The following is a 24,510-nucleotide window of genomic DNA, read 5'->3' as shown; positions in this document are numbered from 1 at the left end:
GAGCTGGACGCGGCGGCGCTGGAGGCGGCGATCGGGGATGTCGCCGAGCGCCACGAGAGCCTCCGCACGATCTTCCCGGAGACCGGCGGCGTGCCTCGCCAGCAGGTCCTGGAGGGGTTCGCCGGCCGCCCGATGCTGGAGGTGGTCCAGGGCGGCGGCCGTGACGTGGCCGGCCTGGTGGCGGCGTACACCGGGCGAAGGTTCGACGTGCGGGTCGATCTGCCGTGGCGGGTCTGCGTGGTGTCGGTGTCGCCCTTGGAGCATGTGCTGCTGGTCGTGACCCACCACATCGCGTCCGACGGCTGGTCGATGGGCGTCATCGGCGAGGATCTGAGCACGGCGTACGCGGCTCGTCGCGAGGGCCGCGCGCCGGAGTGGCGGCCGTTGCCGGTGCAGTACGCGGACTACGCGTTGTGGCAGCGTGAGGTCCTGGGCGATCTGGACGACCCGGGCAGCCTGATCAGCGGCCAGCTCGGCTACTGGCGGCAAACCCTGGAAGGCGCGCCGGAGGAGTTGTCGCTTCCGGTCGACCGGCCACGCCCGGCGACGTCGTCGTTCCGCGGCGGAACCGCGCACCTGGAGGTGGACGCGCGGACCCACGCCCGGCTGGCGGAGGTCGCGCAGCGCAGTGGAACCACGATGTTCATGGTGGCGCACGCGGCGCTGGCCGTGCTGCTGGCCAAGGTCGGCGCCGGCACGGACATCCCGATCGGTACGGCGATCGCCGGTCGTGGGGACGCGGCGTTGGAGGACCTGGCCGGGTTCTTCGTCAACACGCTCGTCCTGCGTACGGACCTTTCCGGCGACCCGTCGTTCGAAGACGTGCTGGCCCGGGTGCGGGAGACCGACCTGGCCGCATACGCCCACCAGGACGTGCCCTTCGAACGGCTGGTCGACGAGCTGAACCCCACCCGCTCGCTGTCCCGCAACCCGCTCTTCCAGATCATGCTGGTCCTGCAGAACCTGCCGGAGGGGCAGGGTCAGTGGGACCTCCCCGGCCTGCACGTGACCCCGATGCCGGACGGGGCGATCGACACGGCGGCGAAGTTCGACCTGTCGGTGACGCTGGTGGAACACCGGGACGAGACCGGGGCCCCGGCCGGCCTGATCGGCGGCATGTTGTACGCCGTCGACCTGTTCGACGAGGCGACGATTCAGGCGCTCGCACAGCGGTTGGTGCGGGTGCTGGAGCAGGTGGCCTCCGACCCCGCGGTACGGCTGAGGGACATCGAGGTCCTGACGCCGGAGGAGCGTTCTCTGACGGTGACGGGCTGGAACGACACGGCGGTGTCGTTGGCGGCCGGAACCGTGCTGGACCGGTTCCGCGAGCAGGCCGATCGGGCACCCGACGCGGTCGCGGTGTGGTGCGACGGCACGGGCCTTTCCTACCGGGAGGTGGAGCAGGCGGCCAACCGGCTGGCCCACTACCTGCGCGAGCAGGGCGTTGGCGCCGAGTCCCGGGTGGGGCTGGTGCTGCCGCGCGGCGTTCAGTTGGTCGTGTCGATCCTGGCGGCGTGGAAGGCCGGGGCAGGGTATGTGCCGATCGACCCCGCTTATCCGGCTGACCGGATCGGTTTTGTCCTGGCCGACAGCGGCGCCCAGGTCGTCATCGGCACCACCGCCACCCTGTCCACCACCCTGGCCGGCATCACCACACCCCATGCCGACGCGAACGTGAGCGCGGGTGGGGGTGCAGCTGCGAACGCAGTCGGCACCAACGCCGATGTGAGTGTGGGCGGGCTGCGCCTGATCGCGCTGGACGACGAGCGGACCGCCGGGCGGATCGACGCCGAGTCTCCGGAGGTGCCGGACGGCCGGATCGATGCGTCGCAGTTGGCGTATGTGATCTATACGTCGGGGTCGACGGGCCGGCCGAAGGGGGTGGCGGTGCCGCATGCCGGGGTGGTGAACCTGGCGCACGCGATGCGGCCCGCCCTTGACGTGGGGCCGGGGGTGACGGCGTTGCAGTTCGCCTCCTTCGGGTTCGACGCCGCCGTACTGGACGTCGCCGTCACTCTGGCGGCCGGCGGAACCCTGGCGATCGCGACGGAGGCTGAGCGGGCCGAGCCCGGCGCTCTCGCGCAGATGATCGCCACTGCGGGGGTGGAGGTGGCGAGTGTGGTGCCGTCTCTGCTGGATGTGCTGGATCCCGGGGCCGTCGCAGGGGTGCGGCGGTGGGTGGTGGGTGCCGAGCGGGTGAGTGCCCGTCTTGCCGCGCAGTGGGTGGAGCACACGCAGGTGTGGGTGGCCTACGGCCCGACCGAGGCGAGTGTGATCGCCACGTCCGGTCCGGTCCGGGCCCCGGTGGAGCAGGACCCGCCGATCGGTGCGCCGCTCGCCAACACGGCCGTGTTTGTGCTGGACGACTTCCTCCGCCCGGTCCCGCCCGGCGTCACCGGAGAGGTGTACATCGCGGGCGCCGGCCTGGCCCGGGGGTATGTGGGACGGGCGGGGATGACCGCCGAGCGGTTCGTGGCCTGCCCGTTCACCGAGGGTGGGCGGATGTATCGCAGTGGTGACGTGGCCCGCTGGCTGGCAGATGGGCAATTGGCTTTCGTCGGGCGGGCGGATGAGCAGGTGAAGATCCGCGGGTTCCGGATCGAGCCCGGTGAGGTCGAAGCCGTCCTCGCCGCCCACGAGTCGGTGGCGCAGGTCGCCGTTCTCGTGCGCGAAGACCGCCCCGGCGACAAACGCCTGGTCGCCTACATCGTCCCCGCCGATGGTCAGGTCGACGTCGAAGCGCTGCGGGAGCACGCCGCAGGACGGCTGCCGGATTACATGGTGCCGCTGGTCGTGCCGATCGAGGCGATGCCGCTGACGGCCAACGGCAAGCTGGACCGCGCCGCCCTGCCCGCGCCGGACCAGCCCGCTGCGGGCCGTACGGCGGAAACCCCGATGGAAGAGCTCCTGTGCGGGTTGTTCGCCGAGGTCCTGGGCGTGGAGCAGGTCGGTGCGGAGGCGTCGTTCTTCGACCTCGGCGGTGACTCGCTGCTGGCGATGCGGCTGCTGGCGCGGATCAGGGCGGTGCTGGAGACCGAGATCAGCATCGGTGACCTGTTCGGTGAACCGACCGTCGCCGGGCTGGCCCGGATGATCGGTGGGGCCGGCCAGGCCCGCCCGGCGCTCACGCCGCTGCCACGGCCCGAGGTGCTGCCGCTGTCGTACGCCCAGCAGCGCATGTGGTTCCTCAACCGCCTCGAAGACGCCGGAGGGGGAGCCGTCTACAACCTCCCGCTGGCGCTGCGCCTGTCGGGCGACCTGGACATGGCGGCCCTGGACGCCGCGATCGGGGATGTCGCCGACCGCCACGAGAGCCTTCGTACGATCTTCCCGGAGTCCGGCGGCGTCCCGCGCCAGGAGGTTCTCACCGGGGCCGCGGGCCGACCGGCCGTCGGGGTGACCCAGACCTCCGGGGACGGGCTGCGGGACGCGGTCGCCGCCCATCTCGACGCGGGCTTCGACGTGAGCGTGGATCTGCCGTGGCGGACCCACCTCTTCACTCTTGGCCCGTCGGAGCACGTGCTGCTCATCGTCGCGCATCACATCGCGGTGGACGGCTGGTCGATGGGCGTGCTGGGCCGGGACCTGAGCACGGCGTACGCGGCCCGTCGCGAGGGTCGCGTGCCGAGCTGGCGGCCGCTGCCCGTGCAGTACGCGGACTACGCGCTGTGGCAGCGGGAGGCGCTGGGCGACCTGGACGACCCCGGCAGCCTGATCAGCGGCCAGCTCGGCTACTGGCGGCAGGCCCTGGAAGGGGCGCCAGAGGAGCTCGCGCTTCCGGCCGATCGGCCGCGTCCGGCGGCGTCGTCGTTCCGCGGCGGCAACGTGCACCTGGAAGTGGACGCGCGGACCCACGCCCGGCTGGCGGAGGTCGCGCAGAACGGCCGGGCCACGATGTTCATGGTGGCCCACGCGGCGCTGGCGGTGCTGTTGGCGAAGGTCGGCGCGGGGACGGACCTTCCGATCGGTACGGCGATCGCGGGTCGTGGGGACGCGGCGTTGGAGGACCTGGCCGGGTTCTTCGTCAACACGCTCGTCCTGCGTACGGACCTTTCCGGCGACCCGTCCTTCGAGGACGTGCTGGCGCGGGTGCGGGAGACCGACCTGGCCGCCTACGCCCACCAGGACGTCCCCTTCGAACGCCTCGTGGAGGAGCTCAACCCGGCGCGCTCGCTGTCGCGCAACCCGCTCTTCCAGATCATGTTGGCCGTGCAGAATCTCACGCCCACCGTCTGGGAGCTGCCCGGTCTGCGGGGGGAATCGCTGCAGCTTGGTGCCGAGGCCGCCCGCATCGACCTGTCCGTGACTCTGGTGGAGCGACGCGACGACGGCGAGCCGTCCGGGATGGGCGGCATGATCCTCTACGCCGCCGACCTGTTCGACGAGGAGACGGCTCAGGCGCTCGCGCGGCGGTTGGTGCGGGTGCTGGAGCAGGTGGCCGCTGATCCGTCCGTACGGCTCAGTGAGCTGGAAGTGCTGGACGAGGCCGAGCGGCGGGCCGTGCTGGGGGAGTGGAACGACACCGCCACGCCGGTCGAGGTCCGTACGTTGCCGGAGCTGTTCGCGGCGCGGGTGGAGCGGTCGCCGGGTGCGGTGGCGGTGGCGGGGCCGGGGGTGTCGTGGTCGTACGCGGAGGTGGACGCGGCGGCGAACCGGATCGCGCATGAGCTGATCGGCCGGGGGGTGGGTCCGGAGGATCTGGTGGGCGTGATGATGGAGCGCGCGCCGGAGCTGGTCGCGGTGCTTTTGGGGGTGGCGAAGGCGGGTGCGGGGTTCGTGCCGGTGGATCCGGCCTATCCGGCGCAGCGGATCGCGTTCATGCTGGGTGACGCCGCCCCGGCGCTGGTGCTGTGCACCCAGGCCGTACGGCCGGCACTGGCGGAGGCCGAGGGACTGGTTCCGGACGGCGGGTCCCCCCATCTGGTGCTGGACGATCCGGCGGTGGCCGCGTCCGTGGCGTCCCGTCCGGCGTCGTCCGTGACGGATGCCGATCGGGTGGCGCCGCTGCGCGTCGGCCATCCCGCGTACGTGATCTACACGTCGGGGTCGACCGGCATCCCGAAGGGTGTGGTGGTGACCCATCGGGGCCTGGGAAACCTGGCGGAGTCGCAGATCGATCGGTTCGCGGTCGAGCCGTTGTCCCGGGTGCTGCAGCTCGCGTCGGTGAGCTTCGACGCGGCGGTCTCGGAGATGTGCATGGCGTTGCTGTCGGGCGCGACGCTGGTGATGGCGGGGGCCGATCGGCTGCCGCCGGCGGGGTCGCTGGCGGACGCGGTGGGCGAGTTCGGGGTGACGCACCTGACGGTGTCGCCGTCGGTGCTCGCTTCGGTGGAGACGCTGCCGGAGAGCATGGAGACGCTGGTGGTGGCGGGCGAGGCCTGCCCGCCGTCGCTGACCGAGCGCTGGGCGGACCGGATCCGCATGATCAACGCGTACGGTCCGACCGAGACGACCGTCTGCGCCACGATGAGCCGCCCCCTCGCGGCGGCCGGGACGGCCCCGATCGGCGCGCCCATCGCCAACACCCGCGTGTTCGTGCTGGACGATTTCCTGCGTCCGGTTCCGCCCGGGGTGACCGGGGAGTTGTACGTCGCGGGAGTTGGGCTGGCTCGGGGGTATCTGCGGCGGGCGGGGCTGACGGCCGGGCGGTTCGTGGCGTGTCCGCACGCGCCGGGTGAGCGGATGTACCGCACGGGCGACCTGGCCCGCTGGAGTCCCGACGGGGAACTGCTCTTCGCGGGGCGGGCCGACGAGCAGGTGAAGATCCGCGGCTTCCGGATCGAGCTGGGCGAGATCGAGGCCGTGCTGACCTCGCAGGGGTCGGTGGGGCAGGTCGCGGCGGTCGTGCGGGAGGACCGCCCGGGTGACAGGCGTCTGGTCGCCTACGTCGTCCCGGCCGATGGCCAGGTGGTGGACGTCGCGGCGCTGCGGGAGTTCGTCGGCTCCCGGTTGCCGGACTACATGGTGCCCATCGTCATGCCGATCGACGAGCTTCCGCTGTCCGTCAACGGCAAGCTGGACCATGCCGCGCTGCCCGCGCCCGACTTCGCTGGCGTCGCTGTGGGCCGTGGCCCGGCCACCCCCGTCGAGGAGGTGCTGTGCGGGCTGTTCGGCGAGGTGCTGGGCCTCGACTGGGTGAGCACCGACGCCTCCTTCTTCGACCTGGGCGGCGACTCACTGCTCGGCATGCGGCTGATCGCCCGCATTCGGGCCGTGCTGGAGGCCGAGCTCGGCATCGGCGAACTCTTCGGTGAGCCGACGGTTGCGGGGTTGGCGCGGTTGGTGGGTGGGTCGGGTCAGGTGCGTCGGGTCCTGTCGCCGGTGGTGCGGCCGGAGGTGTTGCCGCTGTCGTATGCCCAGCAGCGGATGTGGTTCCTGAACCGGCTGGAGGACGCGGGGGAGGGGGCGGGGTACAACCTGCCGCTGGCGTTGCGGTTGTCGGGTGAGCTGGATGTCGCGGCGCTGGAGGCGGCGGTCGGGGATGTGGCCGACCGGCATGAGAGCCTGCGCACGGTCTTCCCGGAGGCGGGCGGGGCGCCGTTCCAGCGGATCGTGGAGGGGCCGGCGGGCCGTCCGGGGCTGGAGGTGGTCCAGGGTGGTGGCCGTGATGTCGCCGATCTGGTCGCGGCGTACGCGGGTCGTAGGTTCGATGTGCGGGTCGATCTGCCGTGGCGGGTCTGTGTGGTGTCGGTGTCGCCGTCGGAGCATGTGCTGCTGGTGGTGGTGCATCACATCGCCTCTGACGGGTGGTCGATGGGTGTTCTGGGCCGGGATCTGGCGCGGGCGTATGCCGCGCGGTGTCAGGGTCAGGTGCCGGGCTGGCGGCCGCTTGCGGTGCAGTACGCGGATTACGCGTTGTGGCAGCGGGAGGTCCTGGGCGACCTGGACGACCCGGGCAGCCTGATCAGTGACCAGCTCGGCTACTGGCGCCAAGCCCTGGAGGGCGCGCCGGAGGAGTTGGCCCTGCCCGTGGACCGGCCTCGTCCGGCCACCTCGTCGTTCCGCAGTGGTGATGTGCGGTTGGAGGTGGGCGCGGGGACGCATGCCCGGTTGGTGGAGGTCGCCCAGCGGGGCGGGGCCACGATGTTCATGGTGGCGCACGCGGCGCTGGCGGTGTTGCTGGCGAAGGTCGGCGCGGGGACCGACATCCCTGTCGGTACGGCGATCGCGGGTCGTGGGGACGCGGCGCTGGAGGACCTGGCCGGGTTCTTCGTCAACACCCTCGTCCTGCGTACGGATTTGAGTGGTGACCCGTCGTTCGAAGACGTGCTGGGCCGGGTGCGGGAGACCGACCTTGCCGCATACGGCCACCAGGACGTTCCCTTCGAACGCCTCGTGGACGAACTGAACCCGTCACGTTCGCTGTCCCGCAACCCGCTCTTCCAGGTCATGCTGGTCCTGCAGAACCTGCCGGAGGCCCAGGGCCAGTGGGACCTGCCCGGCCTGAGAGTCGCCCCACTGGACGAGGGACCGGCGGACGCGACGGCCCGGTTCGATCTGTCGCTGACTCTGGTGGAGCACCGGGACGAGACCGGGGCTCCGGCCGGCCTGATCGGCGGGCTGCTCTACGCCGCCGACCTGTTCGACGAATCCACCGCGCAGGCGCTCGCGCAGCGGTTGGTACGGGTGCTGGAGCAGGTCGCGCAGGATCCTTCCGTACGGCTCAGCCAGGTCGAGGTGCTGGAGGAGTCCGAGCGGGGTGCGGTGGTGTGGGGGTGGAATGACACCGCTGCGGGGGTGGCGGAGGGGACGTTCGGGGGGTTGTTCGAGGCGCAGGTGGCGCGGACGCCGGATGCGGTGGCGGTGGTCGGGCAGGGCCGGTCGTGGTCGTATGCGGAGTTGGACGCGGCGGCCAACCGGGTGGCGCATGCGCTGATCGGCCGGGGCGTGGGCCCGGAAGATCTGGTGGGCGTGATGATGGAGCGCTCGCCGGAGCTGATCGCGGTGCTTTTGGGGGTGGGCAAGGCGGGTGCGGGCTACCTGCCGATAGACCCCCGGCACCCGGCGTCGCGGATCGCGTTCATGCTGGGTGACGCCGCCCCGGTGCTGACGGTGTGTACCACGGTCACGGAGGCGGCGCTGTCGGCTGCTGCCGCCGATGCGTCGCGGGTGGTGTTCGATCTGCTGGACCTGTCGGGGTTGCCCAGTTTCGCGCCGGCGGATGCGGATCGGGTGGCGCCGCTGCGGATGGACCATCCGGCGTATGTGATCTACACGTCGGGGTCGACCGGGACACCGAAGGGTGTGGTGGTGTCCCATCGCGGGGTGGGGAGTCTGGCGGCGGCGCATATCGGCCGGTTGGGGGCGGGGGCTGGGGCGCGGGTGCTGCAGTTCACCTCGCTGAGCTTCGATGTCGCCTTCGCCGAGTTCTGCACCGCCCTGCTGTCGGGGGGTGCGCTGGTGGTGGTCGGCAGCGAGGCGTTGCCGCCGTATGGGTCGCTGGGTGAGGTGACGGCCGCCTTCGGGGTCACTCACCTGATGATGCCGCCGTCGGTACTCGCCGCGGCGGACGATCTGGCCCCCTCGGTGCACACGGTGTCGGTGGCGGGTGAGGTGTGTCCGTCGTCGTTGGTGGATCGGTGGGCGGTGGGCCGCCGGTTCGTCAATGCCTATGGTCCGACCGAGGCGACGGTGATCGCGGCGATGAGCGGGCCGCTGTCGGCCGGTGGGGGTGTGGTGCCGATCGGGCGGCCGATCGAGAACACGCGGACGTATGTCCTGGACGACTTCTTGCGGCCGGTTCCGCCCGGGGTGACGGGGGAGTTGTACCTGGCGGGCGCGGGGCTGGCGCGGGGGTATGCCAAGCGGGCCGCGTTGACGGCGGAGCGGTTCGTCGCGGGGCCGTTCGCGTCTGGTGAGCGGATGTACCGGACGGGTGACCTGGCGTACTGGACGGCCGATGGGCAGATCGTGGTGTCCGGGCGTGCCGACGACCAGGTGAAGATCCGTGGTTTCCGGGTGGAACCGGGCGAGATCGAGGCCGTCCTTGCGAGCCATGAGTCGGTGGCCCAGGCCGCGGTGCTCGTACGAGAGGACCGGCCCGGTGACAGGCGCCTTGTCGCCTACGTCGTCCCGGCCGATGGCCAGGTCGTGGACGTCGCGGCGTTGCGGGAGTTCGTCGGGTCCCGGTTGCCGGACTACATGGTGCCGCTCGTCGTGCCGATCGGGTCGCTTCCGCTGACGGTCAACGGCAAGCTCGACCGGGCCGCGCTGCCTGCCCCGGAGTTCTCCGACATCGCCGCCGGTCGCGGCCCGGCCACGCCTGCCGAGGAGGTGCTCTGCGGCCTGTTCGCCGAGGTCCTGGGAGTGGACCAGGTCGGTGCGGAGGCGTCGTTCTTCGACCTGGGCGGTGACTCGCTGCTCGGCATGCGGCTGATCGCCCGGATCAGGTCGGTGCTGGACACCGAGGTGAGCATCCGCGGGCTGTTCGCCGAGCCGACGGTTGCCGGGTTGGCGCGGTTGGTGGGTGGGTCGGGTCAGGTGCGTCGGGTCCTGTCGCCGGTGGTGCGGCCGGAGGTGTTGCCGCTGTCGTATGCCCAGCAGCGGATGTGGTTCCTGAACCGGTTGGAGGACGCGGGGGAGGGGGCGGGGTACAACCTGCCGCTGGCGTTGCGCCTGTCGGGTGAGCTGGATGTGGCGGCGCTGGAGGCGGCGGTCGGGGATGTGGCCGACCGGCATGAGAGCCTGCGCACGGTCTTCCCGGAGGCGGGCGGGGTTCCGTGTCAGCGGGTCGTGGAGGGGCCGGCGGGCCGTCCGGGGCTGGAGGTGGTCCAGGGTGGTGGCCGTGATGTCGCCGGCCTGGTCGCGGCGTACGCGGGTCGTAGGTTCGATGTGCGGGTCGATCTGCCGTGGCGGGTCTGTGTGGTGTCGGTGTCGCCGTCGGAGCATGTGCTGCTGGTGGTGGTGCATCACATCGCCTCTGACGGGTGGTCGATGGGTGTTCTGGGCCGGGATCTGGCCCGGGCGTATGCCGCGCGGTGTCAGGGTCAGGTGCCGGGCTGGCGGCCGCTTGCGGTGCAGTACGCGGATTACGCGTTGTGGCAGCGGGAGGTCCTGGGCGATCTGGACGACCCGGGCAGCCTGATCAGCGACCAGCTCGGCTACTGGCGGCAGGCATTGGAAGGGGCGCCGGAGGAGCTTGCCCTGCCCGCGGATCGCCCACGCCCTGCGACGTCGTCGTTCCGTAGTGGCGATGTGCGGTTGGAGGTGGGCGCGGGGACGCATGCCCGGTTGGTGGAGGTCGCCCAGCGGGGCGGGGCCACGATGTTCATGGTGGCGCACGCGGCGCTGGCGGTGTTGCTGGCGAAGGTCGGCGCGGGGACCGACATCCCTGTCGGTACGGCGATCGCGGGTCGTGGGGACGCGGCGCTGGAGGACCTGGCCGGGTTCTTCGTCAACACGCTCGTCCTGCGTACGGACCTGTCCGGTGACCCGTCGTTCGAGGACGTGGTGGGCCGGGTGCGCGAGACCGACCTTGCCGCATACGGCCACCAGGACGTTCCCTTCGAACGCCTCGTGGACGAACTGAACCCGTCACGCTCCCTGTCCCGCAACCCGCTCTTCCAGGTCATGCTGTCTTTGCAGAACCTGCCGGAGGCCCAGGGCCAGTGGGACCTGCCGGGCCTGCACGCCGCTCCGCTGCAGGGCGGGTCGATCCAGGCGGCGGCGAAGTTCGATCTCTCCGTGACCTTGGTCGAGCGACGTGACGACGGCGAGCCCTCGGGCCTGGGGGGCATCATCCAGTACGCCGCCGACCTCTTCGACGAGTCCACCGCCCAAGCGCTCGCCCAGCGGTTGGTGCGGGTGCTGGAGCAGGTGGCTTCCGATCCCTCGGTGCGGCTCAGCCAGGTCGATGTGCTGGAGGAGTCCGAGCGGCGGTCGGTGGTGGAGGGGTGGAACGACACCGCTGCCCCGGTGGTGGCCGGGACGGTGCTGGATCGGTTCCAGGAGCAGGCCGATCGGGCGCCGGATGCGGTGGCGGTGTGGTGCGACGGGGTCGGCGTCTCCTACCGGGAGGTGGAGGAGGCGGCGAACCGGCTGGCTCACTACCTGCGTGGGCTGGGGGTTGGTGCCGAGTCCAGGGTGGGGTTGGTGCTGCCGCGCGGCGTTCAGCTGGTCGTGTCGATTCTGGCCGCGTGGAAGGCCGGGGCTGGGTATGTGCCGATCGACCCGGCCTACCCGGCTGACCGGATCGGTTTCGTCCTGGCCGACAGCGCCGCCCAGGTTGTCATCGGCACCACCGCCACCCTCTCCACCACCCTGTCCACCACCCTGTCCACCACCCTGTTTGCCGCCCTGGCCGGCATCACCACACCCGACACCGACGCGAACGCGGGCGAGGGCGGGCTGCGTGTGGTCGTGCTGGATGACGAGCGGACGGCTGAGCTGATCGATGCCTTGCCTGCGGAGCGCTTGGAGGTGGCAGTCGATGCGTCGCAGTTGGCGTATGTGATCTATACGTCGGGGTCGACGGGGCGGCCGAAGGGGGTGGCGGTGCCGCATGCGGGGGTGGTGAACCTGGCGCACGCGTTGCGGTCCGCCCTTGATGTGGGTCCGGGGGTGACGGCGTTGCAGTTCGCCTCCTTCGGGTTCGACGCCGCTGTACTGGATGTCGCGGTCACCTTGGCGGCGGGTGGGACTCTGGCGATCGCGACGGAGGCTGAGCGGGCCGAGCCCGGCGCTCTCGCGCAGATGATCGCCACTGCGGGGGTGGAGGTGGCGAGTGTGGTGCCGTCTCTGCTGGGCGTGCTGGACCCGGAGAGTGTGCCGGGGGTGCGGCGGTGGGTTTTGGGTGCGGAGCGGTTGAGCGCCCGCTTGGCCGCACGATGGCTGGGGTCGGGGGCGGAGGTGTGGAACACCTACGGCCCGACCGAGGCCAGTGTGATCACCACCGCCAGCCCGATAGCGACTCCGGTGGAGCAGGATCCTCCGATCGGGGCGCCGATCGCCAACACGGCCGTGTTCGTTCTGGACGATTTCCTCCGCCCGGTCCCGCCCGGGGTCACCGGGGAGCTCTACATCGCCGGCGCGGGTCTGGCCCGGGGGTATGTGGGTCGTCCGGGGATGACCGCCGAGCGGTTCGTCGCCTCCCCGTTCACCCTCGGGGAGCGGATGTACCGCAGCGGTGACCTGGCCCGCTGGTGTGGTGACGGTCAGCTTGCCTTTGTCGGGCGGGCGGATGAGCAGGTGAAGATCCGGGGGTTCCGGATCGAGCCCGGCGAGGTCGAAGCCGTCCTCGCCGCCCACGAGTCGGTGGCGCAGGTCGCCGTCGTCGTCCGCGAAGACCGCCCGGGCGAGAAGCGCCTGGTCGCCTACGTCGTCCCGACTACCCACGCCGCAAGCTCCGGCGTACGGGGTGCGGCGGCCCCGAGCGGGGCGGGCGGGGATGGCGCCGGCCTCGACACCGTGAGCGGCGAGGCCATGAGCCCGGTCGCCGGGCGGGTGGATGTGGCGGGGTTGCGGGAGTACGCGGCGTCGCGCTTGCCGGACTACATGGTGCCGCTGATCGTTCAGATCGAGGCGATCCCGCTGACGGTCAACGGCAAGCTCGACCGGGCGGCGCTACCTCTGCCGGACGCGGCGGGCCTGCCGGGCAGCCGTGGCCCGGCCACGCCCACCGAAGAGGTGCTCTGCGGGCTGTTCGCCGAGGTCCTGGGAGTGGAGCAGGTCGGCGCCGAGACGTCGTTCTTCGACCTGGGCGGTGACTCGCTGCTGGCGATGCGGCTGATCGCCCGCATCCGGGCCGTGCTGGACGCCGAGATCAGCATCCGCGGGCTGTTCGCCGAGCCGACTGTCGCCGGGCTGGCCAGGCTCGTGGACGGTACGGGTGACACCCGCCGGGCGTTGACGCCGATGCCGCGCCCCGAGGTGCTGCCGCTGTCGTACGCCCAGCAGCGCATGTGGTTCCTCAGCCGCCTGGAGGACGCCGGCAGCGGCGCGAACTACACCCTGCCGCTTGTCATGCGTCTTGGCGGGGAAATCGACGTCGCGGTGCTGGAAGCCGCACTGGGTGATGTCGCCGACCGGCACGAGAGCCTCCGCACGATCTTCCCGGAGACCGGCGGCGTACCTCGCCAGCACGTCCTGCAGGGGTCGGCGGGCCGGCCGCGACTGGTGGTCGTCGAGACCACTGAGGACCAGATCGAGGAACTACGGGCCGCGCACGCGGGTCGGGCCTTCGACCTCAGCGTCGATCTGCCGTGGCGGGTCCACCTGTTCACCCTCGGCCCGTCGGACCAGGTGCTGCTCATCGTCGCGCATCACATCGCGGTCGACGCCTGGTCGATGGGCGTCCTGGGCCGGGACCTGAGCGTCGCCTACGCGGCCCGGCGCGAGGGCCGCGCGCCGGAGTGGCAGCCGTTGCCGGTGCAGTACGCGGACTACGCGCTGTGGCAGCGTGAGGTCCTGGGCGATCTGGACGACCCCGGCAGCCTGATCAGCGATCAGCTCGGCTACTGGCGTCAGGCATTGCAGGGGGCGCCGGAGGAGCTCGCCCTGCCCGCGGACCGGCCACGCCCGGCGACGTCGTCGTTCCGCGGCGGAACCGTACACCTGGAAGTGGACGCACGGACCCACGCGCGGCTGGTGGAGGTCGCGCAGAGCGGCCGGGCCACGATGTTCATGGTGGCGCACGCGGCGCTGGCCGTGCTGCTGGCCAAGGTCGGCGCCGGCACGGACATCCCGATCGGTACGGCGATCGCCGGTCGTGGGGACGCGGCGTTGGAGGACCTGGCCGGGTTCTTCGTCAACACCCTCGTCCTGCGCGCCGACCTGTCCGGCGACCCGTCGTTCGAGGACGTGCTGGCCCGGGTGCGGGAGACCGATCTTGCCGCCTACGCCCACCAGGACGTGCCGTTCGAACGGCTGGTGGACGAGCTGAACCCCACCCGCTCGCTGTCCCGCAACCCGCTCTTCCAGATCATGCTGGCGCTGCAGAACGCCGCACCGGCGGCCTGGGAGCTGCAGGGTCTCACGGCGGGCCTCATGTCGTCGGCGGGTGAGGAGGTGTCCCGGTTCGACCTGTCGGTCACGCTGGTGGAGCGGCGTGACGATGGAGAGCCCACGGGGTTGCGCGGCGCGATGCAGTACGCCGCCGACCTGTTCGACGAGGCCACCGCGCAGGCACTGGCACAGCGGTTGGTACGGGTGCTGGAGCAGGTCGCCTCCGACCCGGCCGTACGGCTCAGCCAGGTCGATGTGCTGGAGGAGTCCGAGCGGCACGCGGTGGTGGCGGGGTGGAACGACACCGCTGCCCCGGTGGCGGCCGGGACGGTGCTGGACCGGTTCGAGGAGCAGGCCGATCGTTCGCCGGATGCGGTGGCGGTGTGGTGCGACGGGGTCGGCGTCTCCTACCAGGAGGTGGAGGAGGCGGCCAACCGGTTAGCCGGTTATCTGCGTGGTCTGGGCGTTGGCGCCGAGTCCCGGGTCGGGTTGGTGCTGCCGCGCGGGATTCAGTTGGTCGTGTCGATTCTGGCCGCGTGGAAGGCCGGGGCGGGGTATGTGCCGATCGACCCGGCCTATCCGGCTGACCGGATCGGTTTCGTTCTGGCCGACAGCGCCGCCCACGCCGTCATCGGCATCGGTGCCACGGTGGCGGAGGTGGATCCCGGGCAGGCGCGGGTGATCCTGCTCGACGACGAGCGGACCGCCGGGCGGATCGACGCCCAGTCTCCGGAGGTGCCGGACGGCCGGATCGATGCGTCGCAGTTGGCGTATGTGATCTATACGTCGGGGTCGACGGGCCGGCCGAAGGGGGTGGCGGTGCCGCATGCCGGGGTGGTGAACCTGGCACACGCGATGCGGCCCGCTTTGGATGTGGGGCCGGGGGTGACGGCGTTGCAGTTCGCCTCCTTCGGGTTCGACGCCGCCGTACTCGACGTCGCCGTCACTCTGGCGGTCGGCGGGACTCTGGCGATCGCGACGGAGGCTGAGCGGGCCGAGCCCGGCGCTCTCGCAGAGATGATCGCCACTGCGGGGGTGGAGGTGGCGAGTGTGGTGCCGTCTCTGCTGGATGTGCTGGATCCCGGGGCCGTCGCCGGGGTGCGGCGGTGGGTGGTGGGTGCCGAGCGGGTGAGTGCCCGTCTTGCCGCGCAGTGGGTGGAGCACACGCAGGTGTGGGTGGCCTACGGCCCGACCGAGGCGAGTGTGATCGCCACGTCCGGTCCGGTCCGGGCCCCGGTGGAGCAGGACCCGGCGATCGGTGCGCCGCTCGCCAACACCGCTGTGTTCGTGCTGGACGACTTCCTCCAGCCCGTCCCGCCCGGCGTCACCGGAGAGGTGTACATCGCGGGCGCGGGTCTGGCCCGGGGGTATGTGGGCCGTCCGGGGATGACCGCCGAGCGGTTCGTGGCCTGCCCGTTCGCCGAGGGTGGGCGGATGTATCGCAGTGGTGACCTGGCCCGCTGGCTGAATGACGGTCAGTTGGCTTTCGTCGGGCGGGCGGACGAGCAGGTGAAGATCCGCGGGTTCCGGATCGAGCCCGGTGAGGTCGAAGCCGTCCTCGCGAGCCACGAGTCGGTGGCGCAGGTCGCCGTTCTCGTGCGCGAAGACCGCCCCGGCGACAAACGCCTCATCGCCTACATCGTCCCCACCGATGGTCAGGTCGACGTCGAAGCGCTGCGGGAGCACGCCGCAGGACGGCTGCCGGATTACATGGTGCCGCTGGTCGTGCCGATCGAGGCGATGCCGCTGACGGCCAACGGCAAGCTGGACCGGGCCGCGCTGCCCGCGCCGGACGTCGCGGGTCTGCCGGGCGGTCGTGGCCCGGCGACACCCGCCGAAGAGGTGCTGTGCGGGCTGTTCGCCGAGGTGCTCGGTCTGGAGCAGGTCGGGGCCGAGACGTCGTTCTTCGACCTGGGCGGTGACTCGCTGCTGGCGATGCGGCTGATCGCCCGCATCCGGGCGGTGCTGGAGACCGAGATCAACATCGGTGACCTGTTCGGTGAACCGACCGTCGCCGGGCTGGCCCGGATGATCGGCGGGACCGGCCAGGTCCGGCGGGCGCTCACGCCGGTGCCGCGGCCCGAGGTGCTGCCGCTGTCGTACGCCCAGCAGCGCATGTGGTTCCTCAACCGCCTCGAAGACGCCGGAGAGGGCGCGGCGTACAACCTCTCGCTCGCACTCCGCCTGTCAGGGGACCCGGACATCGCGGCGCTGGAGGCGGCGATCGGCGACATCGCGGACCGTCACGAGAGCCTGCGCACGGTCTTCCCCGAGACCGACGGAGTCCCCCGCCAGCACATCCTGGACGGGCCCGCCGGCCGTCCGGCGCTGCTGGTCGCGGAGACCACGGAGCAGGACCTTCCGGAGACGCTCGCCTCGTACGCGGGGCGCAGGTTCGATCTCACCGCCGACCTGCCGTTGCGCGTTCACCTGCTCGCGGTCGCGCCGTCCGAGTACGTGCTGCTGATCGTGGTCCACCACATCGCGGTGGACGGCTGGTCGATGGGCGTCCTGGGCCGGGACCTGCGCGTGGCCTACGCGGCCCGCCGCGACGGCCGGGCGCCGGAACGGCAGCCGCTCCCTGTCCAGTACGCCGACTACGCGCTGTGGCAGCGTGAGGTCCTGGGCGACCTGGACGACCCCGGCAGCCTGATCAGCGGCCAGCTCGGCTACTGGCGCCAGGCCCTGCGGGGGGTGCCGGAGGAGGTGGCGCTCCCGTCCGACCGGCCACGCCCGGCCGTGTCCTCCTTCCGCGGCGCCAACGTGCCGGTCGAGGTGGACGCGGAGACCCACGCCCGGCTGGTGGAGCTCGCCCAGAACGGCCAGTCCACGATGTTCATGGTGGCCCACGCGGCGCTCGCGATGCTGCTGTCGCGGATGGGTGCCGGCTCCGACATCCCGATCGGTACGGTGATCGCCGGTCGCGGGGACGCGGCGCTGGAGGACCTCGCCGGTTTCTTCGTCAACACCCTGGTGTTGCGTACGGATTTGAGTGGTGACCCGTCCTTCGAAGACGTGCTGGCGCGGGTGCGGGAGACCGACCTGGCCGCCTACGCCCATCAGGACATCCCCTTCGAACGCCTCGTGGAGGACCTCAACCCGGCCCGCTCCCTGTCCCGCAACCCGCTCTTCCAGGTCACGCTGGCCGTACAGAACGGTGGGGGCTCGGAGAAGTGGGACCTCGCCGGGCTGCGGGTCGAACCGGTGCAGTCCGCGAGTGAGGACACGGCTCGGTTCGACCTGTCGGTGACGCTCGTGGAGCGGCGGGACGAGAGAGGTGAGCCCGCCGGACTGATCGGCGGCATCCTCTACGCCGTCGATTTGTTCGACGAGGCCACCGCCCAGGCGCTGTCGAGACGCCTGGTGCGCGTGCTGGAGCAGGTCGCCTCCGACCCGTCCGTACGGCTCAGCACGCTCGGCGTTCTGGGCGAGGCCGAGCGGCGGGTGGTGGTGGAGGAGTGGAACGACACCGCGCGGGTGGTGGGTGCGGGTTCGCTGGTGGAGCTGTTCGGGGCGCAGGTGGGGCGGTCGCCGGATGCGGTGGCGGTGTCGGACGGTGGGGTGGTGTGGACGTACGCGGAGTTGGATCGGGTTTCGGATCGGGTGGCGTGTGGGTTGCTGGCTCGGGGGGTGGGCCGGGGGGATCGGGTCGGGGTGGTGATGGAGCGGTCGGCCGCGGTGATCGCGGTGCTGTTGGGCGTTGTGAAGGCGGGGGCGGCGTATGTGCCGGTGGATGTGGCCTGGCCGGTCGCCCGGCAGCGGGCGGTGCTCGGTCAGACCAGGCTCGTGGTGATCGACCACGACACCACCGATCACGACACCACCGATCACGACACGACCATGGGCCAGGCCGCCGGTGGTGACGAGGTCGGTGCTCGTGTCGCGGCGGGGGTGTTGCTGGAGGGGCCGGACGGGGTTCCGGGGGTCGAGGTTCTTGCGGGTGATGTGGTGTATGTGATGTACACCTCGGGGTCGACGGGTGTGCCGAAGGGGGTGGAGGTTCCGCATGGGGCGGTGGCGGGTTTGGTCACCGATTCGTGCTGGGGTGCGGCGGTGCGGCGGGGGGTCGTGTGGCATGCGCCGTATGCGTTCGATGCGTCGGTGCTGGAGATCTGGGTGCCGTTGGCGGCCGGTGGCCGGGTGGTGGTCGCGCCGGGAGTGGTGACGGCGTCGGTCCTGGCCGGCCTGACTGGGCGGTCGGGGCCGGATGGGCTGGCCGACGGCTCGGAATCCGCTGCCCTGGCCGGGTCGGGCGGGGTGGCCGGGGTGGCCGGGGTGGGTGCGGTGCATCTGACGGCGGGGGCGTTCGGGGTGCTGGCGGAGGAGGATCCGGGGGCGCTGGCGGGGCTGGATGAGGTGTTGACCGGTGGGGATGTGGTCCCGGCGGGGGCGGTGGCGGCGGTGCGTGGCGCGGATGCCTCGGTGGTGATCCGGCATTTGTACGGGCCGACGGAGGCGACGTTGTGCGCGACGACGTTCACGGTGGGCCGGGGGGAGCGGGTTCCGGGGGTGTTGCCGATCGGGCGGCCGCGGGACAACACGCGGGTGTTCGTGCTGGATGAGTTCCTGCAGCCGGTCCCGCCGGGGGTGGCGGGGGAGGTGTATATCGCGGGTTCGGGGTTGGCGCGAGGCTATCTGGGCCGTCCGGATCTGACCGCTGAGCGGTTCGTGGCCTGCCTGTTCGCTCCCGGGGAGCGGATGTACCGCACAGGAGATCTGGCCCGTTGGCGGGGTGACGGTCAGCTGGTCTTCGCGGGGCGGGCCGATGAGCAGGTGAAGATCCGCGGGTTCCGCATCGAGCCGGGCGAGATCGAGGCCGTCCTGGCCGCGCATGAGTCGGTCGCGCAGGCGGTGGTGGTCGCCCGAGAGGACCGCCCGGGTGACAAGCGCCTGGTCGCCTACGTCGTCCCCACCACCCAAAGCAGCGAAAGCGACGACACCGCCGACACCGCCGGAAGCCGTGAAAGCGGTGACAGCAGCGGCCTCGTCGGAAGCGGTGGAAGCGGCGGGGGTGGGAACAGCAGGAGCGGCAGCGGTGGCAGCGTGGATGTGGCCGGGGTGCGGGAGTATGTGGCCGCGCGGTTGCCGGAGTACATGGTGCCGTCGGCGGTGGTGGTGCTGGAGCGGTTGCCGGTCACGGTGAACGGCAAGGTGGACCGGGCCGCGCTGCCCGCGCCGGACCTGGCCGGTCTGGCCGGCCCGTCCGGCGGTCGTGCCCCGGCGACCCCGACCGAGGAGGTGCTGTGCGGGCTGTTCGCCGAGATCCTCGGCCTGGCGGAGATCGGCACGGACGCCTCCTTCTTCGACCTCGGTGGCGACTCCCTGCGCGCAATGCGGCTGCTGGCCCGGATCCGGTCGGTGCTGAACGCCGAAGTCAGCATCCGCGGGCTGTTCACCGAGCCGACCGTCGCCGGAGTGGCCCGGCTCATCGACGGCTCGGGTGAGACCCGTCGGGCGTTGACGCCGATGCCGCGCCCGGAGGCACTGCCGCTTTCGTACGCCCAGCAGCGCATGTGGTTCCTCAGCCGGCTGGAGGAACTTGGCGGCGGGGCGAACTACAACCTGCCCCTGGCCCTGCGTCTGTCAGGTGATCTGAACATCACGGCCATGGAGGCGGCCGTCGGCGACGTCGCCGACCGGCACGAGAGCCTGCGCACGATCTTCCCCGAGACCGATGGCGTACCCCGTCAGCACATCCTGGACGGGCCCGCCGGCCGGCCGCCGCTGGTGGTCGTCGAGACCACCGCCGATCAGGCCGGGGAGGTGCTGGCCGCCCAATCAGGCCGCGGCTTCGATCTGAGCGTCGAGCTGCCCTGGCGGGTGCGGCTGCTGGTGACGGGTCCCTCGGAGTACGTGCTGCTGATCGTGACCCATCACATCGCGTCCGACGGCTGGTCGATGGGTGTCCTGGGCCGGGATCTGAGCCTGGCGTACGCGGCCCGCCACGAGGGCCGGGTGCCGGACTGGCGGCCGCTGCCCGTGCAGTACGCGGACTACGCGTTGTGGCAGCGGGAGGTCCTGGGCGATCTGGACGACCCGGGCAGCCTGATCAGCGACCAGCTCGGCTACTGGCGTCAGGCATTGGAAGGGGCTCCGGAGGAGCTTGCCCTGCCCGCGGACCGCCCACGCCCGGCGACGTCGTCGTTCCGCGGCGGCAACGTGCACCTCCAGGTGGACGCGGGGACGCATGCGCGGCTGGTGGAGGTCGCGCAGAGCGGCCGGGCCACGATGTTCATGGTGGCGCACGCGGCGCTGGCGGTGTTGCTGGCGAAGGTCGGCGCGGGGACCGACATCCCTGTCGGTACGGCGATCGCGGGTCGTGGGGACGCGGCGTTGGAGGACCTGGCCGGGTTCTTCGTCAACACCCTCGTCCTGCGCGCCGACCTGTCCGGCGACCCGTCGTTCGAGGACGTGCTGGCCCGGGTGCGGGAGACCGATCTTGCCGCCTATGCCCACCAGGACGTCCCCTTCGAACGACTCGTGGAGGAGCTCAACCCGGCGCGTTCGCTGTCGCGCAACCCCCTCTTCCAGATCATGCTGGCCGTGCAGAACGCCACACCGCCTACGTGGAACCTGCCGGATCTCCAGGTGTCCTCGGCACAGCCCTCTTCCGAAGAGGTCGCCCGGTTCGATCTGTCGGTGACGCTGGTGGAGCGCCGGGACGAGGCCGGGGCCCCGGCCGGGCTGGCCGGAGGCGTCCTGTACGCCGCCGATCTGTTCGACGAGGCGACGGCTCAGGCGCTCGCGCGGCGGTTGGTGCGGGTGCTGGAGCAGGTGGCCTCCGACCCGTCGCTGCGGCTCAGCCAGGTCGATGTGCTGGAGGAGTCCGAGCGGCGGGCGGTGGTGGCGGAGTGGAACGACACCGCTGCCCCGGTGGTGGCCGGGACGGTGCTGGACCGGTTCGAGGAGTGGGCTGACCGGACTCCGGATGGGGTCGCGGTGTGGTGCGACGGAACCGGCGTGTCGTACCGGGAGGTGGAGGAGGCGGCCAACCGGCTCGCCGGTCATTTGCGTGAGCTGGGCGTGGGTGCGGAGTCCCGGGTCGGGCTGGTGCTGCCGCGCGGGGTGCAGTTGGTCGTGTCGATCCTGGCGGCGTGGAAGGCCGGGGCGGGATATGTGCCGATCGACCCGGCCTATCCGGGCGACCGGATCGGTTTCATCCTGGCCGACAGCGGTGCCCAGGTCGTCATCGGCACCACCGCCACCCTGGCCGGCATCACGACGCCCGATACCGACGCCGGCACCAACGCCGCCAGCGCCAGGGCCAGCGGCGGCACGGGTGCTGAGGCTGCCATCGACACCAGCGCGGAGGTGGGTGGGGGCGCGACCGCCGACGTGAATGCGAATGCGAACGCGGGCGCGGGTGGGCGGGCGAACGCCGCTGCCACCACCGGCGCGGGTGCGAGCGCGGGTGGGTTGCGTGTGGTCGTGCTGGATGACGAGCGCACGGCCGAGCTGATCGATGCCTTGCCTGCGGAGCGCTTCGAGGTGGCAGTCGATGCGGCGGGGTTGGCGTATGTGATTTACACGTCGGGGTCGACGGGTCGGCCGAAGGGGGTGGCGGTGCCGCATGCCGGGGTGGTGAACCTGGCGGAGGCGATGCGGCCTGCTTTGGACGTGGGTCCGGGGGTGACGGCGTTGCAGTTCGCCTCCTTCGGGTTCGACGCCGCCGTACTGGACGTCGCGGTGACGTTGGCGGCGGGGGGAACCCTGGCGATCGCGACGGAGGCCGAGCGGGCCGAACCCGGCGCCCTCGCAGAGATGATCGGCGCGGCGGGCGTCGAGGTGGCGAGTGTGGTGCCGTCTCTGCTGGGCGTGCTGGATCCGGAGAGTGTGCCGGGGGTGCGGCGGTGGGTTTTGGGTGCGGAGCGGTTGAGCGCCCGGTTGGCCGCACGGTGGGCTGATGCGGCGGAGGTGTGGAACACCTACGGCCCGACGGAGGCCAGTGTGATCACCACCGCCAGCCCTCTGCACACCCCGGTGGAGCAGGATCCTCCGATCGGGGCGCCGATCGCCAACACGGCCGTGTTCGTTCTGGACGATTTCCTGCGTCCGGTCCCGCCCGGCGTCACCGGAGAGGTGTACATCGCGGGCGCGGGTCTGGCCCGGGGGTATGTGGGCCGTCCGGGGATGACCGCTGAGCGGTTCGTGGCCTGCCCGTTCGCCGAGGGTGGGCGGATGTACCGCAGTGGTGACCTGGCCCGCTGGCTGGCAGATGGGCAGCTTGCTTTTGTCGGGCGGGCGGATGAGCAGGTGAAGATCCGGGGGTTCCGGATCGAGCCCGGTGAGGTCGAAGCCGTCCTCGCGAGCCATGAGTCGGTGGCCCAGGTCGCCGTCGTCGTCCGCGAAGACCGCCCGGGCGAGAAGCGCCTGGTCGCCTACGTCGTCCCCACCCCCGACGCGACAAGCGCCGGCGGCCGGGGCGGGGTGGGTACCCCGAGCGGGACGAGCGGGGATGTCATCGACTCCGTGAGCAGCGAGGCCGCGAGTTCCGTTGTGCGGAGCGATGAGGGTGCCCCGCGCGAGACGGGCATCGATGTCACCGGTCCGGACGCCGGGAGCGCGGCCACTGGCGGCGCGGTCGCCGGGCGGGTGGATGTGGCGGGATTGCGGGAGTACGCGGCGTCGCGACTGCCGGACTACATGGTGCCGCTGGTCGTTCAGATCGAGGCGATTCCGCTGACGGTCAACGGCAAGCTGGATCGGGCGGCGTTGCCCGCGCCCGATCTGCCTGGTGCCGGGCGGGCCGCGGAAACGCCGATGGAAGAGATCCTGTGCGGGTTGTTCGCCGAGGTTCTGGGCGTGGAGCAGGTCGGGGCGGAGGCGTCGTTCTTCGAGTTGGGCGGCGACTCGATCATGTCGATGTTGCTGGTGGCCGCCGCCCGCCGCGCCGGACTGGTCATCACCGCGCGCCAGGTCTTCGAGAACCAGACCCCGGCCGCGCTCGCCACTGTCGTCCGTACGGCCGACCAGGCCGCTTCGGGAAGCGGCGAGCCGGGCGTAGGCGAGATCCCGCTGACGCCGGTGATGCACGAGATCCTGGACCGGGCGGGAACGGACCGGATCGCGCAGGCCGCGCAGTCGACGATGATCGTCACACCGGCCGATCTCGACTTCGGCACGCTGGCGAACGCCGTTCAGGCGCTGGTGGGCCACCACGACGTGCTGCGCGCGCGGCTGGAGGCCGAGCCGAAACCGCGCCTGGTGGTGCCGGAGACGGCCGCGGCGGCCGGTTGGCTGCACCGGGCCGACGTACGGGGACTCGACGGTGACGCGCTGCGCGAGGTGGTGGACGAGCAGACGCGGGCGGCGGCCGCCCGACTGGATCCACAGGCGGGGGTGATGGCCCAGTTCGTGTGGTTCGACGCGGGACCGGACACGCAGGGACGTCTCCTGGTCACCATCAACCACCTGGTGGTCGACGGGGTCTCCTGGCGGATTCTGGCGCCGGACCTGGCCGAGGCGTACATGTCGCTCGCCGCGGGCAGGGAGGTCGCGCTCCAGCCGGTGCCGACCTCGTTCCGGCACTGGGCGCGGGCGCTGGCCGCCCAGGCCGGCACTCCCGAACGGGTGGCCGAAACACCTGAATGGGTACGGCTCCTGCGGAGTCCCGACCCTTCGTTCACCTCCCGGCCGGTGGACCCGGGCAGGGATGTCGGCGCGGCGGTGCGCGAGCTGGCGGTGAAGGTGCCGGTCGACGTCACCACGGCGCTGCTGACCACCGTCCCCGCCGCGTTCCACGCGGGGGTCGAGGACGTGTTGCTGACCGGTCTCGCCGCGGCCGTCGCCGAATGGCGGCGCGAGCGCGGCGAGACCACGACCGGCGTCCTGCTGGACCTGGAGGGCCACGGCCGCGTCCCCCTGGCCGACGGTCTGGAGCTCTCCCGCACGGTGGGCTGGTTCACGGACAGCCATCCCGTACGGCTCGACGTCGGCGCTGCCGACCACACCGATCTGCGGGCGGGTGGCCCTGCCGCGGACCGGGCCGTCAAGCGGGTCAAGGAGCAGCTGCGGGCGGTTCCCGGAGACGGCCTGGGATTCGGCCTCCTCCGTTATCTCAACGACGAGGCCACCGCCGAGCTCGCCGCACTTCCGAGGCCGCAGATCGGCTTCAACTACCTCGGCAGGTCGGCGGCCGGGTCCGCGGCCGACGACCCGGCGGGCGGTGAGCGCCGGGAAGGCCGCGAAGCGCGGGAAGGCCGGGAAGGCCGGGAAGGCCGGGGAGGGCCACCCCGGCTGAGGGACTGGCAGACGACCACCGAGGGCGGCGGCGATGCCGACAAGGACATCCCCGTCATGCACCCCCTGGAGGTCATGGGGGTGGTCCACGACCTGCCGGAGGGTCCCCAGCTCTCGCTGGTCATGCTGTGGCCGGCGGAGCTCATGCCGGAGACGGCCGTACGCGCCCTGGCGGAGGGCTGGGCCGGGATGCTGGCCGGCCTCGCCGCTCACGCCTCCACCGGCGGCAGCGGAGGTCACACGCCCTCCGACTTCCCCCTGGTGGAGATCAGCCAAGGCGACCTGGACGAGTTCGAAGCCGCCGCGGCGGAGCTTGCGGAAGGGGAATGA

Annotated in this window: 1 protein-coding gene (cut by a window edge); it reads left to right on the top strand. The window is 71.8% G+C overall.

Annotated features, from left to right (window positions below; all coding sequences use genetic code 11):
• Positions 1 to 24,510: the 3' portion of a non-ribosomal peptide synthase/polyketide synthase gene (locus OG344_RS05105; RefSeq protein ID WP_405087192.1), read on the top strand. It extends 9,834 nt beyond the left edge of the window; the window shows 24,510 of its 34,344 coding nt (coding positions 9,835-34,344); the start codon falls outside the window, past its left edge; it ends in the stop codon at positions 24,508 to 24,510.

Source organism: Microbispora sp. NBC_01389 (assembly GCF_045040095.1).
GTDB lineage: Bacteria > Actinomycetota > Actinomycetes > Streptosporangiales > Streptosporangiaceae > Microbispora.
Note: the sequence above shows the minus strand (reverse complement) of the source record. Positions and strands in the feature narration are given on the sequence as shown.